This is a genomic window from Enterobacter sp. Bisph1 (assembly GCF_000814905.1).
Classification (GTDB): domain Bacteria; phylum Pseudomonadota; class Gammaproteobacteria; order Enterobacterales; family Enterobacteriaceae; genus Kosakonia.
Genome location: NZ_JXAG01000053.1, coordinates 85,803 through 102,159, shown reverse-complemented (window position 1 = coordinate 102,159; position 16,357 = coordinate 85,803). Strand labels below are relative to the sequence as shown.

Genomic DNA, 16,357 nt, shown 5'->3' with positions numbered 1-16,357 from the left:
GTTTTTTTATGGGCTTTTAAAAGGAAAAGCGGAGGGGTTACTTCGCCAGCAACGGGGTCGATAAAATCTCGCGATGGCTAATCAGCGGGCCGCGAACATTGTTAGCGGCGCGATCCAGCACTTCCTGAATAACCGCAGAGAGTTCGTTAATCTCGAACTTCGCCACGTAGCCATCGGCCTGAACTTTACGTACGTGATCTTCGTTAGCGCTACCGGAGAGCGACGAGTGGATCACCACCGGAATGTTCTTCAGACGCGGATCCGTTTTAATCAGACGCGTTAAGGTAAAGCCGTCCATTTCCGGCATCTCAAGGTCCGTTAGCACCATTGAGATCCTTTCATTAATCGGCACGCCTTCAGCATCGGCCTGCTGTGCGATTTGCTGGATCTTCTCCCACGCATCCTTACCGGTAATATGCATAGAGTTCGGGATCTGCATGGCGTTAAGCCCTTTCTCCAGCATGGCGCGCGCCACTTTGGAGTCTTCCGCCACGATAGCGACCGCACCAGGCTTCATATTGAATTTCTTGTCCGGCACATGTTCGCCGTGTACGTCATGATCCGCAGGCACGATGTCATACAGGATCTGCTCAACGTCCAGCACCATCGCCAGGTTGTTGGTATCCTTATCTTCATCCAGGCAGGCAATACTGGTGATATAGCGACCGTTGATCGCTTTTTCCGCCGTGTGCACCTGTTTCCAGTCCAGGCGAATAATATTTTCCACGGACTCAACGGCAAATGCCTGCACGCTTCGGGCATATTCCGTAATCAGTAGGATGTTCAGACCGCTTGCAGGCTTACAGCCGGCCACCGCAGAGAGGTCAATCACCGGGATCACCTGATCGCGGATATTCACCATTCCCATAAGCGGCGGCTTCATCCCGGCCGGACGGGTAAAATTGGGCATCGGAACGATTTCACGTAACTTGAACACGTTAATGCCAAATAATTCAGATTTGGTGGCATCTAACGATGTGCCAAGGCGAAACAGCAACAGCTCAAACCGGTTCGACAGAGTAAGATTCGCCCTGTCATCGATGTCTTTCTGGAAATTGTCCATCATGCCCTCAATAGGAAATGCCTGCGTAAAACTGTTATCGGCATGGTGGCGAAAAAATAGAGTGCAGAGTGCCTAAATTCAAATCAAATGTGAACTACCGCAAAGTCTTCAGCCAGGAACGTCTGTGAAAAGTCACGTTGGCACTCGGCAAGCATCATTTGGCTCCCCTTATCATCGTAACGTGAACTGAGATGGGTGATCACCAGCCGTTTCGCGCCGGCAGCGGCGGCAAGCTGGGCGGCCTGGCGCGTGGAGCTGTGCCCGCGGCTGTTGGCTTTCTCTTCCATTGCCCACTCAAGGGTGGCTTCATGTACCAGCAGATCAACCCCTTGCGCCAGTTCAACGGCTGCAGGGCAGGGTGCGGTATCGCCAAAGATGGCTATCTTCTTGCCGCTTTCAGCCGGGGCCAGATAATCTGCGCCATTCACCGTGCGCCCGTCAGGCAGCGTAACGGTTTTGCCCGCTTTTAATTGTTGAAATAGCGGACCTGCCGGGATGCCTTCTGCTTTCAACGCCGCGGCATCCAGCGCGCCGGGTTTATCGTGCTCTTCGATACGGTAGCCGTAACACTCCACCGGATGCGCCAGCGGGTAAGCGGTCACTTTGCGCAGGCCGTCGTCAACCACCTGTCCCGGCGTGATCTCTTCGATAGTCAGTGGATAATCGGTCCATGAACCGCTGAGACGCAGGGTGGTTTCAACAAACTCGCGAATCCCCGCCGGGCCATAAATCTGTAGCGGCTGAACGTTGCCCGCCATTGAACGGCTGCACAGCAGCCCGGGCAGGCCGAAGAGGTGATCGCCATGCAGATGGGTGATAAAAATCTTATCCAGCTTACCGGGGTGAAAGGCGGTGCGCAGCATCTGCTGCTGGGTGCCTTCGCCGCAATCAAATAGCCAGAGTCCGGCACGGGTCGGGTGCTGCAAATTGAGCAGCATGGCCGTAACATTCCGCGCCCGGGTCGGTACGCCCGCAGAAGTGCCTAAGAAAATCAGTTCCACAATCTTTGCCCGCAAGGAAAAGAATCTAGTATAACGAGGTGACTATAAATAAGGAGAAGAAGATGATTCGCTGGCAAGATTTGCACCATTCCGAATTAAGCGTCGCCGAGCTTTATGCGCTGCTGAAATTACGCTGTGAAGTGTTTGTTGTTGAGCAGACTTGCCCCTATCTCGATATCGATGGTGATGACCTGATCGGTGAGAACCGCCATATCCTCGGCTGGCAGGACGACAGGCTGGTAGCGTATGCGAGGATTCTGAAAAGTAACGATGATTTATCACCGATTACCATCGGCCGGGTGATTGTCAGCGCCGGGGTGCGCGGTCAAAAACTGGGTTATCAGCTGATGGAATGTGCGCTGCGTTCCTGCGAGCAGCACTGGCCGCAGCACGCGCTGTACCTGGGCGCGCAGGCACATCTGCAATCTTTCTATGGTCGCTTTGGCTTTGTGCCCGTTACCGATGTTTATGACGAAGACGGTATTCCACACGTGGGAATGGCGCGGGAGATCCGCCAGGCGTAACCGCTAGCCTTTGTCTATAGTTAGCGGACAACAGGTGCATAACATGGAGAAAAAAGATGACTAATCACTCTTATGAATCACATATTGATGACGACCTGACCCTGCTGAGCGAAACGCTGGAAGAAATTCTTCGCTCCTCAGGCGATCCCGCCGATCAAAAGTACATTGAACTGAAAGCCCGTGCCGAGCAGGCGCTGAACGACGTTAAACATCGCGTCAGCAGCGCATCGGATACCTACTACTACCGTGCGAAAAAAGCGGTTTATCTTGCCGATGATTACGTGCATGAAAAACCGTGGCAGGGCATTGGTGTCGGTGCTGCCGTTGGTATGGTGCTCGGTCTGCTGTTAGCTCGCCGCTAAAGCTTCACTTCCCCTCCCTGGAAGGGGGTACTGTTATTACGCTAAGTACCCCGTATACTATGTGGTTTTTAACAGGGAGGGGCTCGCGTGTACTCTATTTCCTCTGCGCTATCACACTTACATTTGCGCCTGACCGAAATCGATTCCCGGTTACCCGGCTTTTGTTTTTTTGATGCCCCTTTCCCGTTAAACGACGCCTTTGATCCGCTTGCCTGGCTTGCCAGCCAACACATTTGGCCGCAATTCTACTGGCAGCAGCGTAGCGGTGAAGACGAAGCCGCCGCCCTTGGCGCATTACGTCGTTTCTCTTCACTGCCCCAGGCACAACAGTTTCTACAACCTTATGGCGACGATGTGCGCGTCTGGGGGCTCAATGCCTTTGACCCGGCGCAGGGCGAGCTCTTTTTGCCACGTCTGGAGTGGCGACGGGAAGCCGGGCGCGCCTTTTTACGCCTCTATCTGTGGAGCGAGACTTCGTTGCAGGATGACGCACTTAGCGCGCAACAATTTCTTGCGGCGTTAGTGGAACCTGCACCGCTGGCACAGATCCAGCAACCTTGCCTTGAGCAACAGCACGTTCCCGAGCGCGATGGCTGGCAGACGCTTATCGAACAGGCGCTCAGCAAACTTGAAGGCGGTGAGCTGGATAAAGTGGTCCTCGCCCGCGCCACGGACTACCGCTTTGCCCATCCCGTCGATGCCGCCGCGCTGATGGCCGCCAGCCGCCGTCTTAATCATCACTGTTTTCACTTTATGCTGGTGTTTAATGCGCAAACTGCCTTTCTCGGCTCCTCGCCCGAGCGGCTGTGGCGGCGGCGCGGCAATGCGCTTCGTACAGAAGCGCTGGCCGGTACGGTCGCCAATCGTGAAGACGATGAGCAGGCGCAGCAGCTTGCCGACTGGTTAATGCGCGATGATAAAAACCAGCGCGAGAATATGCTGGTGGTTGAAGATATTTGCCAGCGTTTGCAGCAGCAAACCGGCGCGCTGGAAGTGCTGCCGCCGCAGGTGGTCCGCTTGCGTAAGGTGCAGCATCTGCGCCGCTGTATCTGGACCTTCCTGCACAGCCAGGATGATGCTCTTTGCCTGCAGATGCTGCAGCCAACCGCGGCGGTCGCCGGACTGCCGCGTTTAGACGCGAAGGCGTTTATTGCGCGCTATGAACCCTTTCAGCGGGAATGGTATGCCGGTTCGGCGGGGTATCTGTCGCGGGCGCAAAGTGAGTTTTGCGTCGCATTGCGCTCGGCAAAGGTCAGTGGCGAAACCGTCCGTCTGTATGCCGGTGCCGGCATTGTCTCTGGTTCAGATGCGGAACTTGAGTGGCAGGAAATCGAGAATAAAGCGGCAGGTTTGCGATCCTTATTAAAACTTACGTACGCATAACCGACCCATATCAAAAATAGACCCTTTCTGATTATTTATACTAAGCCGTAATATTGATACCGGACAAATTCATGTCGATAAGCTCATTTAACCGGCGCTGGGCGGCGGTGATCCTCGAAGCCCTTACCCGTCACGGCGTCAGGCATGTTTGCATTGCCCCGGGATCGCGTTCCACCCCCTTAACCCTTGCGGCGGCGGAAAATCCCGCCTTTATCCATCACACCCATTTTGATGAGCGTGGTTTAGGCCATCTCGCGCTGGGGCTGGCCAAGGCCAGCAATCAGCCGGTGGCGGTCATTGTCACCTCCGGGACGGCGGTCGCCAATCTCTATCCGGCGCTTATCGAAGCCGGTTTAACCGGTGAAAAACTGATTCTGCTGACGGCGGACAGACCGCCGGAGCTGATTGACTGCGGTGCAAACCAGGCCATTCGCCAGCCGGGCATCTTCGCCTCACATCCTACCGAAGCGCTCGCGCTGCCGCGCCCGTCGCAGGATATTCCTGCCCGCTGGCTGGTCTCGGCTATCGATAATCTGCTGGGATCGTTAGCGGGCGGCGCGGTGCATATTAACTGCCCGTTCGCCGAACCTCTGTACGGTGAAATGGATGAGACCGGTCTTGGCTGGCAACAGGCGCTGGGCGACTGGTGGCAGGCGGAGTCGCCGTGGCTGCGTGCGCCGGGCGCGATAGCGTGCGAAAAGCAGCGCGACTGGTTTTTCTGGCGTCAAAAACGCGGCGCGATCGTTGCGGGACGCATGAGCGCCGAAGAAGGCCTTCAGCTGGCAGAATGGGCCAGCACACTCGGCTGGCCGCTGATTGGCGATGCGCTTTCGCAAACCGGGCAGCCATTACCCTGTGCCGATCTGTGGCTCGGCAATGGCCGGGCGGTAGCAGAACTGCAGCAGGCGCAAATCGTACTGCAGTTTGGCAGCAGCCTGACGGGTAAACGTCTGTTGCAGTGGCAGGCGACCTGCGAGCCGCAAGAGTACTGGCTGATCGATAAGCTGCCAGGGCGGCTCGATCCCGCTCATCATCGCGGACGGAGGCTTATAGCCAGCGTCGCCGACTGGCTGGCGCTGCATCCGGCGGAGCCGCGCGCCCCCTGGTATGAGGCAATTCCGGCGCTATCTGCACAAGCGTGGCAAGCGGTGGATGCTAAGCGGGAGAGTTTTGGCGAGGCGCAGCTGGCGCACCGCATTGCGGATTATTTACCCGCACAGGGCCAGCTTTTTCTGGGTAACAGCCTGGTGGTACGGCTGGTGGATGCCTTAAGCCAGCTCCCGGCAGGTTACCCGGTGTACAGCAACCGTGGTGCGAGCGGCATTGACGGCCTGTTGTCGACAGCCGCAGGCGTACAGCGCGCCACCGCCCGGCCGACGCTGGCTATCGTTGGCGATCTTTCTGCCCTTTACGATCTCAACGCGCTGGCGCTGCTGCGTCAGGCTTCCGCTCCCTTCGTACTGCTGGTGGTGAATAACAATGGCGGGCAAATTTTCTCATTACTGCCTACGCCGCCCGCCGAGCGCGAGCAGTTCTATTTGATGCCGCAGAATATCGATTTTTCCCACGCGGCGGCGATGTTCAGCCTCGGTTACCAGCGCCCGCAAAACTGGGCTGAGCTTGAGCAGGCGCTGGACGACGCATGGGCTAAACCGGGAGCCACCGTTATTGAACTGGTGGTTAACGCCACCGACGGCGCGCAGACGCTGCAAACGCTGCTGGCGCAGGTAAGCCAACTGTGATCCTCCACGGTCAGGCCATGCCCGGAAACCAGTCGCAGCCGTGGCTGGTGTTTCTGCATGGCTTTTCCGGCGATAACCGCGAGTGGCAGCCCGCAGGCGAAACCCTGGACAGGCTGCCTCGCCTCTATCTGGATCTGCCCGGACACGGCGCGTCGGCGGATATTCAGGTTGCCTCTTTTGCACAACTGGATGCGCTGCTGCGGGCTACGCTTGATAGTTACAACATACTAAAGTACTGGCTGGTGGGGTACTCCCTCGGCGGCCGCGTTGCGCTGTTTCACGCCTGCCAGCAGCCCGCCGGGCTGTGCGGGGTGATTGTTGAAGGGGCGCATCCTGGACTGACCTCGGAAGAGGCCCGCGCCGAGCGAAGCGCTAACGATAGCCAATGGGCGGCGAGTTTTCGTCAGCAACCGCTGCCGGAGGTGTTTGACGCCTGGTACCGACAGCCGGTTTTTGCCTCATTAAGCGACGCCGAGCGCAGCGCGCTGGTGGCTTTACGCAGCCGCAACAACGGTGCGTCGCTGGCGGCCATGCTTGAAGCAACATCCCTTGCTCGCCAGCCCGATTTGCGCGCTGCACTGCGGGAACTGCCTTTCCCGATACACTATTTATACGGTGAACATGACAGTAAATTTCAGGCGCTGGCGACGCAAGTCTCCCGCCGCTGTCACGCCATTCCTGCCGCCGGGCACAACGCGCACCGGGAAAATCCCGCTACCGTTGCCACCGCCCTGGCGCGAATTCTGCGTCTTGAGATAAAGGACCCACTATGATCTACCCTGATGAAAGCATGCTTTACGCGCCGGTTGAATGGCAAGACTGTTCTGAAGGCTACAGCGATATCCGTTATCAGAAATCTGCCGACGGTATTGCCAAAATCACCATTAATCGCCCTCAGGTGCGCAATGCGTTCCGTCCGTTGACGGTTAAAGAGATGATCCAGGCCCTGGCGGATGCGCGTTATGACGACAGTATTGGCGTGATCGTTCTGACCGGTGAAGGGGATAAAGCCTTCTGTGCTGGCGGCGATCAAAAAGTACGCGGCGATTACGGCGGCTATCAGGATGATTCTGGCACCCACCACCTCAACGTGCTGGACTTCCAGCGCCAGATCCGCACCTGCCCGAAACCGGTGGTGGCGATGGTTGCGGGCTACTCCATTGGCGGCGGCCATGTGCTGCATATGATGTGCGATCTGACCATCGCGGCGGAAAACGCCATTTTCGGCCAGACCGGCCCGAAAGTCGGCTCTTTCGATGGCGGCTGGGGCGCTGCCTATATGGCGCGCATTGTCGGGCAGAAAAAAGCGCGTGAAATCTGGTTCCTCTGCCGTCAGTACGACGCGCAACAGGCGCTGGATATGGGACTGGTTAACACCGTAGTACCGCTGGCGGATCTGGAAAAAGAGACCGTGCGCTGGTGCCGTGAAATGCTGCAAAACAGCCCGATGGCGCTGCGCTGCCTGAAAGCCGCCCTCAACGCTGACTGCGACGGCCAGGCGGGCCTGCAGGAGCTTGCCGGTAACGCCACCATGCTCTTCTATATGACGGAAGAGGGGCAGGAAGGCCGCAACGCGTTTAACCAAAAACGCCAGCCCGATTTCAGCAAATTCAAACGGAATCCATAATGCGACAGGCGCAGGTTTACCGCTGGCAAATCCCGCTTGACGCGGGTGTGGTGCTGCGTGAGCGGCGCCTGAAAACGCGCGATGGCCTGTTTGTGCATCTTAAAGAGGGCATGCGCGAAGGCTGGGGCGAAATTTCCCCGCTGCCGGGGTTTAGCGAAGAGACGCTGGACGAGGTTCAGCCGCTGGTAATCGGCTGGGTTGATTGCTGGCTCTCTGGTGAAACGCCAGCGCTGCCCGCTCAGCCCTCCGCCGCCTTTGGCCTGAGCTGCGCCCTTGCTGAACTCGCTGATGCGCTGCCGCAGGCGGCGGATTATCGTGCCGCGATGCTCTGTAGCGGCGATCCTGACGAGCTTTTCGCCGCCCTGGCCGCGCTGCCGGGCGAGAAACTGGCGAAAGTGAAAGTCGGGCTGTATGAAGCGGTGCGCGACGGCATGGTGGTTAATTTACTGCTGGAGTCGATCCCCGATCTGCAGTTGCGCCTCGATGCCAATCGCGCCTGGACGCCGCTGAAAGCCAGGCAGTTTGCCCGCTATGTGAATCCACAATACCGCCCGCGCATTGCTTTTCTCGAAGAGCCCTGCAAGACGCGTGAAGATTCGCTGGCTTTCGCCGAGGAGACCGGTATTACCCTTGCCTGGGATGAAAGCCTGCGTGACGCGGACTTTTATTTTCAACAGCAGCCCGGCGTAGGCGCTGTGGTTATCAAGCCAATGCTGACGGGCAGCTTGCACAAGGTTCAGCAGCAGGTTGCGGCGGCAAAAGCTTTGGGATTGACGGTGGTAATTAGCTCCTCTATCGAATCGAGCCTCGGTCTGACGCAGCTGGCGCGCATAGCTGCCTGGCTGACGCCGGGTACGGTGCCGGGGCTGGATACGCTGCAATTGATGAAAACTCAGCTGCTGCGCCGCTGGCCGCAGAGTGATTTACCCTGCCTGCAGGTGGATGCGCTGGAACCCTTACGATGACTTTTTCCGACTGGCCCTGGCGTCACTGGCGCCGGAACCGCCCTTCGCAGGCGGCGATTCGCCTCGATCAGCACACGCTGAACTGGCGTGAGCTCTGTTTGCGTATCGACAGGCTGGCCAGCGCTTTCGCCCGCCAGGGCGTTATGCCTGGCGATGGCGTGCTATTACGCGCCCGCAATCAACCGGATATGCTGCTGGCATGGCTGGCGTTGTTACAGTGCGGTGCGCGGATTTTACCCCTTAACCCGCAGTTGCCCGCTTCGTTACTGGCGGCGCTGCTGCCGCAGCTTACGCTGCGTTTTGCTATCGATCTGGAATCCCACGCGGCCTATGACGGTTTAACCTCGCTGTCCTTACGCGAAGCTGACGGCGATTATGCCGTTGACTGGCAGCCGCAGCGGCTGGCCTCCATGACGCTGACCTCCGGTTCGACCGGCTTGCCGAAGGCGGCGGTGCACACCTGTGCCGCGCATCTTGCCAGCGCCGAGGGCGTTTTGGCCTTGATTCCGTTTCGTGCAGAAGATGACTGGCTGCTCTCTCTGCCGCTGTTTCATGTTTCCGGGCAGGGGATCCTCTGGCGCTGGCTGTCGGCCGGTGCGCGGATTACCGTGCGGCAAAACGTGCCGCTGGAGCAGGCGCTGGTTGGCTGCAGTCACGCCTCGCTAGTGCCAACCCAACTGTGGCGCTTATTGAATGACAAGGCCGCCGTCTCGCTAAAGGCGGTACTGCTCGGTGGTGCTGCGATCCCCGTAGAACTCACTCAGCAGGCAAGCCAGCGCGGCATTCGCTGCTGGTGTGGCTACGGCTTAACGGAGTTTGCCTCGACGGTATGCGCAAAAGAGGCCGACGGCCAGCCGGATGTGGGTTACCCGCTTTCGGGGCGCGAGATAAAAATTGTCGATGAAGAGGTGTGGCTGCGCGCCGCCAGTATGGCGTCTGGTTACTGGCGCGACGGCGAACTGATGCCGCTGGCGAACAGTGAAGGCTGGTTTGCCACCCGCGATCGCGGCGTGTGGAAAGATGGGAGTCTGACCATTCGCGGCCGTCTGGATAATCTCTTTTTCAGCGGCGGCGAAGGCATTCAGCCTGAAGAGGTAGAACGCATTATCGCCCGCCATCCGCAGGTACAGCAGGTGCTGGTGGTGCCGATTGATGATGCCGAATTTGGGCATCGTCCGGTGGCGGTGGTGGAGTGCGCAGGCGAGATAAATGCCGATGCGCTAAGCCAGTGGGTGGCTGAAAAACTGGCCCGTTTCCAGCAGCCGGTACGCTGGCTGGCCTTGCCCGCAGCGCTGAAAACAGGCGGTATCAAGATCTCGCGCCAGGCGGTCACCGAATGGGTAGCCGGGCTTGGGGCTAGCGCCGAATAACGCGCCCCGGCGAGAAACTTACCGCCACGGTTAACGTTAGGCGCAATGCCAGATAGCGCGGCTGTTTCACCCTGTCGATCCCGCTGCGGGAAAAGTGACCGAATCTCTCCGGACGGGCCTTTTTAATCGTTCTTCTGCCAGAAAATTAAGCGTACAATCAGAGGCTTTTGGGCATTGGGCCCGTTATGTGCGGAAATTAAAAAATGAAGAACGTTGCTGTATTAGGTTTAGCCAGCTTGTTGCTGGTCTCTGCTGGCGCGCAGGCTATTAATCTGCATGGACAGATTGGCAAAGATTACACCAACCTTGGCTTCGGTATGGGTACAGAAACCAGCGGTATCGCCGTCAGCGGTAACTGGGCACACAGCGAAGATGACGGTGATATCGCCGGTCTCGGCCTGGGTTATAACCTGCCGCTCGGTCCTTTCCTCGCCACCGTTGGCGGTAAAGGCATTTATCTTAATCCGGATGTCGGCAGCAAAGGTTACGCCATTGCCGTTGGCGGCGGGTTACAGTGGCATATTGCCAGCGGCTTCAGCCTGTTTGGCGAATACTACTACTCACCGGATTCCCTCTCCAGCGGCGTGAAAGAGTACCAGGAAGCGAACGCCGGTGCGCGTTATACCATTATGCGCCCGCTGACCGTCGAAGCTGGTTACCGCTACATCAATTTGACCGGTAAAGAGGGGCGTCGTGATAACGCCATTGCCGACGGCCCGTATGTCGGCGTCAGTGCCGGTTTCTAATCCTCCGGCGCGGCACCCTGCCGCGCCTGTTTCACTCCGTTTTTACCTCTGCGCATGCGCTATAGTGTTTCAACCTCGATTGCAGGAGTTAACAATGTTGAATGTAGAGATGCTATCGACCGGCGATGAAGTGCTGCATGGCCAGATAGTGGATACCAATGCGGCCTGGCTGGCAGATTTTTTCTTTAATAGCGGTCTGCCGCTCACCCGGCGTAATACCGTGGGCGACAATCTGGATGATTTGGTCGCTGTTCTGCGTGAACGCAGCGAGCACGCGGATGTACTGATTGTGAATGGCGGCTTAGGGCCCACCAGCGATGACCTCAGCGCGCTGGCCGCCGCCACCGCGAAAGGTGAAGGACTGGTGCTGCATGAAGCGTGGCTGGCGCAGATGGAGCGCTTCTTTAGCGAACGCGGTCGCATCATGGCACCGAGCAACCGCAAACAGGCTGAGATCCCCGCCAGCGCCGAACTGGTTGATAACCCGGTCGGCACCGCCTGTGGCTTTGCCCTGCAGCTGAACCGCTGCCTGATGTTCTTTACCCCGGGCGTGCCGTCAGAATTCAAAGTAATGGTTGAGCAGGAAATTCTGCCGCGTCTGCGTGAGCGCTTTACGTTGCCGTCGCCGCCGGTTTGCCTGCGTTTAACCACCTTCGGACGCTCCGAAAGCGATCTGGCGCAGAGCCTGCAACATCTGCCACTGCCGCCGGGCGTGGTAATGGGCTATCGCTCTTCGATGCCGATTATTGAATTAAAACTAACCGGTCCGGCAGAGCACCGTGCGGCAATGGAAGCGCTGTGGCCGGAAGTGAAAAGGGTTGCCGGCGAGAGCTTAATTTTTGAAGGCACCGAAGGTTTACCGGCGGCACTCGCCGCGACCCTGCGTGAACGCCAATTGAGCCTGACGCTGAGTGAGCAGTTTACCGGTGGGCTGGTGGCGCTGCAGCTTTCTCGCGCCGGTGCGCCTCTGCTGGCCAGTGAAGTGCTGCCGTCGCAGGCAGAAGAGTTGGCACAAAGCGCACGCTGGACCACCGAACTGCGCAACCGTCATCTCGCCGGGCTGGCATTAACGGTAACCGGTCTGGAAGAGGATCATCTTAACTTCGCGCTGGCAACGCCGGAAGGCACCCGCGCGCTGCGGGTAAAGTTCAACGTCAATCGTCACGGGCTGGCGGTGCGCCAGGAAGTGTGCGCCATGATGGCGCTGAATATTCTGCGCCGCTGGCTGGCAGGTAAAGACATTGCCAGCGATCACGGCTGGATCAATGTGGTTGACACGCTGACGGTAGAGTAACGGTTAAGGGTAACGGCGCGCCGTTACCCTAATGCGTTTGCCAGCAGCGTAATGGGATGTTCACAGCGTTTGCTGGTCGACATCTCGATTTGCCATTTGCAGGTTTCACAATCCGTAACCACCAAATCTGCGCCGCTGGCCTCAATCTGCGCAAATAGCGGCGCGCCAATTGCCTGCGAGGTAGGATAGTTCTCGCTTTTAAAGCCGTAGGTTCCGGCAATACCGCAGCAGCGCGAGTCCAGCACCGTCAGTTCCAGCCCCGGAATACGTCGCAACAGCTCCAGCGTATAGTGGGTCCAGCCCATTTTTTCCATATGGCAGGGCGTGTGATAAACCACTTTCAGCGGCGTCGTTTTCAGGCGTAAATCATTCCCTTCATCCAGCATGCGCCAGATCCATCGCGTGGCTAAATCAATATGCGCACGCAAATGGCTGTTATCCACGTCCAGCAGGTGCGGATATTCATCACGCAGCGTAAAGGCGCAGGTCGATGACGTGGCAATGACCGGTAATCCCTTGCTGCCGATGGCCTGCTCCAGCGCGTGGACATTAAACTGCGCCTGTTTTTTTGCTTTGTCGTAAAAGCCATTGGCAATCAGCGGCACGCCGCAGCATTTCTCCCGTTCCAGCAGCTGGACGCCGGTGCCCATATGGTTCAGCACGCGGATCAGATCCTTACCTAACTGTGGATGGTTGTAATTGACATAGCAGCCGTGGAAAAACGCCACCTGCTGAGTGAATTCCTGCTGACGGGCGGCGACGCTGCGATACCAGCGGCGAAAGGTGCCGCTGGAGTATTTCGGCAGCGTGCGGTGATGATCGATTTTGAGCGTCGCATCCAGCAACTTGCGCACCGGTTTCAGCGAGGTTGCCGCATTGACCAGCGGTGCGACCGGCGTTGAGAGCGTACCCAGCAGATCCGTATGGCTGAGAATGGCATTACGGATAGAGAGCTTTTTCGGCGCGTACTGCGCGCGGGCGCGCTGAATCAGATCGCCAATCTTCACCCCGGACGGGCAGGCGGTTTCGCAGCGTTTGCAGTTGGTGCAATATTTCAGCGCGTCGTCATACAGCGCGGCATCTTTTAACCGCAGGCGTTCACCATCGGGACCGGCCTGTTTCGGGCCGGGGTAAGCGGGATTGACGCCGCTGACGGGGCAGGCGGTGGTGCAAACGGTACATTTGATACAGCTTTCAAACTGCGGCGTGTTCATTATTCGCCTCCCTGTGCGCAAATTTGCTGTGCGGCATAAAGGGCTGTGACGGCGCAAACGCCGCCGCCGCATCCCTGGGCAATAGGATCGAAACCGCCCAGCACGGAACCAATCACATACAGATTCGACACCGGTTTGCCCTGACGCAGGCCGTGCAGTTGCCCATCGGTTTGTACGCCAAATTGTTGCCATGGCTGGCTGTCGAAGACATTGTCGCGATACCAACTTTCGCGCTCCGCGCTTTGCAGAACATCGAGATCGAATACCGCCTCCCGCACACGATCGCGTCCGGCAATCAATCCATTACTGAAAAAACTGCCGCTGGCGAGCACCACATGGCGGGCGCGCAGCGCAATATCTTCATGCTTACGGGTCCACAGCTGCATGACCTGGCCGTTGATAATATCGGCCCGCAGCACTTCGTCACCGGGCATCCAGCTGCCGCCGCTGCGAATAAAGCGCTGCTGCAATAAACTCTGCATGCGCATACCCGGTACGGAAGGGGGGAGCGTCGGCAGCAGATGCAGCGGACAGGCCAGCTGCTGATTAAGTTGCGTAAAGACGCGGTTATCCGCAAGGCCAAAACAGGCGGGCAGAAACAGCATCGCATACTGCTGGCTTAGTGGCTTCAGCGCCTCGTAAAGGGCATCGAAATGTTCTGGTACGTCGAGCAGGCGGGCGATATTCACCGCGCGAAACTCGCTGGGGTTATCGCGCAACGGATCCAGCAGCGGCAATTCGATCTCTTCGGCGTGGGCATCTATGCCGCGCTGACGCAGCGCGCCGGCGGCCAGCTGCGGCTGAAAATCGAGAAAACCGCTTATGCCGACCACGCCGGTACGCGGATTGGCCGCAGATTTAACGGGCACTTCCGTTGGGCTAAGCCAGGCTTGCCGCAGCGTACCGAGGGGCGTAATTCGTTGATGCGGCGTAGCGATATCGCCCTGTAACGCCAGCCCGCAATCCGCCAGCAGCGTCTGCGTCTGGTGCGCATAGTGACGAACAGCTTCAGCGCCAAGGAGCGCATAGGGATGTTCGGGGTAATTCTGCTGTAGCTGGTCTATCGCGCTGTCCAGGGTCGCGATGGGTTGACCATCGGGTAAATGCGAGAGCAAATCCAGCGAGCCGGAGGAGAAGCTCAGTGCGCTCTGGCCACGGCTGACAATGGCACAGCGCTGGCCGTTTTCCAGCAGACGGATGCCGCACAATAACCCGGCCAGCCCGCCGCCAATAATCACCGTATCAAATTTCATCTTCCGCCTCCTTTTCCAGACCGCATAATCCCTGGTAAACCCAGCGGGTAAATTCGCTTTCACGTAGCGCATCACCCCAGGCGACGGGTTTGATACCTTTCCAGCGTTCGTTCAAAAAGCCCTTCAATTGCTCAACGGACTCCTGTTCATTGGTGACATGCATTCGGTTAAGCAGGCCGGCGGCGCGACAGGCGCACAGTTCGCCCTGGCAGGTGCCCATGCCAACACGGGTGCGGCGGCGCAGGTCGAGCAGGGAATGAACGTTCAGGTTTTCGACCGCGTATTGCACTTCCCCGGCGGTTACCGCTTCGCACTCGCAGACCAGGCTGCGGTTATGCCGATCGCTGCCCAGCCAGGCCGGCGTCCGATCGCCGTGGCGATAAACCGCAGAGCCGCGCAGCGGTGTGGGCAGAGAGATAATTTTTTTCAGCGCCGTTTCTGTCGGTTCGCGCGAACCGGGGAGCGGCGCGCTGGCGGTGGTGCAGGGCGCGCTGTGATTCAGCTTGCGACAGACCGCATCGGTAGCCCATTCGGCCATCAACCGGTAGGTCATCAGTTTGCCGCCGGTGATGGTGATAAAGCCTTCCAGCCCGTCGCGCTGGGCATGATCCATTAATACAATTCCCCGGCTGACGTTACGCCCGCTCGGATCATCGTCGCTGGCAACCAGCGGCCGTACGCCCGCGTAGGCGCGCAAAATACGTGTTTTCGCCATTACCGGGGCTAATTTTTCCCCTTCCCGCAGCAGCACATCCACTTCCTGGGCGGTAACGCGAAGGTTATCGATGTCGGCGTAATCAATATGCGTTGACGTAGTACCAATCAGGGAAATGGTATCGCCCGGCACCAGAATGTCGGCGTCGGCGGGTTTGCGGCAGCGGTTAATAACGTGCTGATTAATGCGGTGATCGAGAATTAACAGCGATCCCTTCGCCGGGAACATGCGAATCGACAGATCGGCATATTCGGCAATGCGCTGACCCCAAATCCCGGCGGCGTTAACCACTACCGGCGCATACAGCTCCTGCGTTTCGCCGCTGGCGGGATGAAAAAGGCGTACGCCGCTCACGCGGTCGCCATTGCGGATCAACCCACACACTTCATGGCCGGTAAGAATCTTCGCGCCGTGTTCGCGGGCATCAAGCATATTGCTGGCGGTCAGGCGAAACGGATCGACCGTACCGTCCGGCACGCGTACCGCGCCGATCAGCGCCGGATTGACGCCTGGCTCCATACGAAGCGCATCGTTAGGTGAAATAGCCTGCGCCGGAATACCCGCCTGCTGGCAGGCATCAATAAACTGGCTTTGATAGACCAGGTCATCTTCCGGCAGGGTAATAAACAGCCCGTCCGTCGGTTCTATACAGTGGCGGGCAATACGTTTAAGGATCTGATTTTCCGCAATACATTCACGGGCTGATTCATTATCCGTCACCGCATAACGCGCGCCGCTGTGCAGCAGGCCATGATTGCGCCCCGTCGCGCCGGTGGCGATATCGTGGCGTTCAAGCAATACCACACGCAGCCCGCGCAGGGCACAGTCGCGAGCGATCCCGGCACCGGTCGCGCCGCCGCCGATAATAATCGCATCATAGTCACTGGAGTTGGGCATCTTCGCGTCCTTCTGGTCAACGTTCCTTAGAAACCATTTAGCCATACTATGATTGTGGTTTGTTTGATATCGCGCATATTCGAGCAAAAAACGAAAATGAAACGCGCTTTCATGCGCGAAGTTAGACATTTGTCATATTTCTGTAACAATGTATGCGACAACTCATTTGCTCTGGTTAAAACTTTCACTACAATCCGCCGC

15 protein-coding genes are annotated in these 16,357 nt (G+C 58.0%); 10 read left to right on the top strand and 5 right to left on the bottom strand.

Annotated elements, in window-relative coordinates; all coding sequences use genetic code 11:
- Nucleotides 1–37: 37 nt before the first annotated feature.
- Together RW65_RS20845 and rbn are read right to left on the bottom strand one after the other, a co-directional pair.
- Nucleotides 38–1,063, bottom strand: coding sequence for a chemotaxis protein (locus RW65_RS20845; RefSeq protein WP_039058760.1), 1,026 nt, complete (start codon nucleotides 1,061–1,063; stop codon nucleotides 38–40).
- 83 nt (nucleotides 1,064–1,146) lie between these two features.
- Nucleotides 1,147–2,064 carry a ribonuclease BN gene (gene rbn, locus RW65_RS20840; RefSeq protein WP_039058759.1) on the bottom strand — a complete coding sequence of 306 codons (918 nt, stop codon included), beginning with the start codon at nucleotides 2,062–2,064 and terminating at the stop codon, nucleotides 1,147–1,149.
- Between the two features lie 62 nt (nucleotides 2,065–2,126).
- Here rbn and RW65_RS20835 point away from each other — a divergent pair, with 62 nt between their 5' ends.
- The 10 genes from RW65_RS20835 (at nucleotide 2,127) to RW65_RS20790 (ending at nucleotide 12,077) form a co-directional block, all read left to right on the top strand.
- Nucleotides 2,127–2,588, top strand: a complete 462-nt coding sequence (locus RW65_RS20835; protein WP_039058758.1) for a GNAT family N-acetyltransferase — start codon at nucleotides 2,127–2,129, stop codon at nucleotides 2,586–2,588.
- A 56-nt stretch (nucleotides 2,589–2,644) separates the two neighbouring features.
- Nucleotides 2,645–2,950, top strand: coding sequence for a stress response protein ElaB (gene elaB, locus RW65_RS20830; RefSeq protein ID WP_039058757.1), 306 nt, complete (start codon nucleotides 2,645–2,647; stop codon nucleotides 2,948–2,950).
- A gap of 87 nt (nucleotides 2,951–3,037) precedes the next feature.
- Nucleotides 3,038–4,333, top strand: a complete 1,296-nt coding sequence (gene menF / locus RW65_RS20825) for an isochorismate synthase MenF (RefSeq protein ID WP_039058756.1) — start codon at nucleotides 3,038–3,040, stop codon at nucleotides 4,331–4,333.
- A gap of 71 nt (nucleotides 4,334–4,404) precedes the next feature.
- On the top strand, nucleotides 4,405–6,075 hold the full coding sequence (gene menD / locus RW65_RS20820; protein ID WP_039058755.1) for a 2-succinyl-5-enolpyruvyl-6-hydroxy-3-cyclohexene-1-carboxylic-acid synthase: 1,671 nt from the start codon (nucleotides 4,405–4,407) through the stop codon (nucleotides 6,073–6,075).
- Nucleotides 6,072–6,848: a 2-succinyl-6-hydroxy-2,4-cyclohexadiene-1-carboxylate synthase gene (gene menH / locus RW65_RS20815; RefSeq protein WP_039058754.1), complete on the top strand. Its 777-nt coding sequence runs from the start codon at nucleotides 6,072–6,074 to the stop codon at nucleotides 6,846–6,848. Before menD ends, menH begins: the two co-directional genes overlap by 4 nt.
- Entirely contained in the window at nucleotides 6,845–7,702 is an 858-nt protein-coding gene (menB, locus tag RW65_RS20810; protein ID WP_039058753.1) for a 1,4-dihydroxy-2-naphthoyl-CoA synthase, read from the top strand. The genes menH and menB overlap by 4 nt, the downstream gene beginning before the upstream one ends.
- Nucleotides 7,702–8,667 carry an o-succinylbenzoate synthase gene (gene menC / locus RW65_RS20805; protein WP_039058752.1) on the top strand — a complete coding sequence of 322 codons (966 nt, stop codon included), beginning with the start codon at nucleotides 7,702–7,704 and terminating at the stop codon, nucleotides 8,665–8,667. The genes menB and menC overlap by 1 nt, the downstream gene beginning before the upstream one ends.
- Nucleotides 8,664–10,037 (top strand): o-succinylbenzoate--CoA ligase, encoded by a 1,374-nt coding sequence (gene menE / locus RW65_RS20800; protein WP_039058751.1) that lies wholly within the window; start codon nucleotides 8,664–8,666, stop codon nucleotides 10,035–10,037. The genes menC and menE overlap by 4 nt, the downstream gene beginning before the upstream one ends.
- A gap of 203 nt (nucleotides 10,038–10,240) precedes the next feature.
- Nucleotides 10,241–10,783, top strand: a complete 543-nt coding sequence (locus RW65_RS20795) for a YfaZ family outer membrane protein (RefSeq protein WP_039058750.1) — start codon at nucleotides 10,241–10,243, stop codon at nucleotides 10,781–10,783.
- Between the two features lie 94 nt (nucleotides 10,784–10,877).
- Entirely contained in the window at nucleotides 10,878–12,077 is a 1,200-nt protein-coding gene (locus RW65_RS20790; protein WP_039058749.1) for a nicotinamide mononucleotide deamidase-related protein YfaY, read from the top strand.
- Nucleotides 12,078–12,100: 23 nt separating this feature from the next.
- Here RW65_RS20790 and glpC read toward each other — a convergent pair whose 3' ends face one another.
- The 3 genes from glpC to glpA are packed head-to-tail and all read right to left on the bottom strand — an operon-like array spanning nucleotide 12,101 to nucleotide 16,156.
- Nucleotides 12,101–13,291: an anaerobic glycerol-3-phosphate dehydrogenase subunit GlpC gene (gene glpC, locus RW65_RS20785; protein WP_039058748.1), complete on the bottom strand. Its 1,191-nt coding sequence runs from the start codon at nucleotides 13,289–13,291 to the stop codon at nucleotides 12,101–12,103.
- The gene (glpB, locus tag RW65_RS20780; RefSeq protein ID WP_039058747.1) at nucleotides 13,291–14,544 is read right to left on the bottom strand and encodes a glycerol-3-phosphate dehydrogenase subunit GlpB; all 1,254 of its coding nucleotides are present in this window, start codon (nucleotides 14,542–14,544) and stop codon (nucleotides 13,291–13,293) included. The genes glpC and glpB overlap by 1 nt, the downstream gene beginning before the upstream one ends.
- On the bottom strand, nucleotides 14,534–16,156 hold the full coding sequence (gene glpA / locus RW65_RS20775) for an anaerobic glycerol-3-phosphate dehydrogenase subunit A (RefSeq protein ID WP_039058746.1): 1,623 nt from the start codon (nucleotides 16,154–16,156) through the stop codon (nucleotides 14,534–14,536). Before glpA ends, glpB begins: the two co-directional genes overlap by 11 nt.
- Nucleotides 16,157–16,357: the final 201 nt, after the last annotated feature.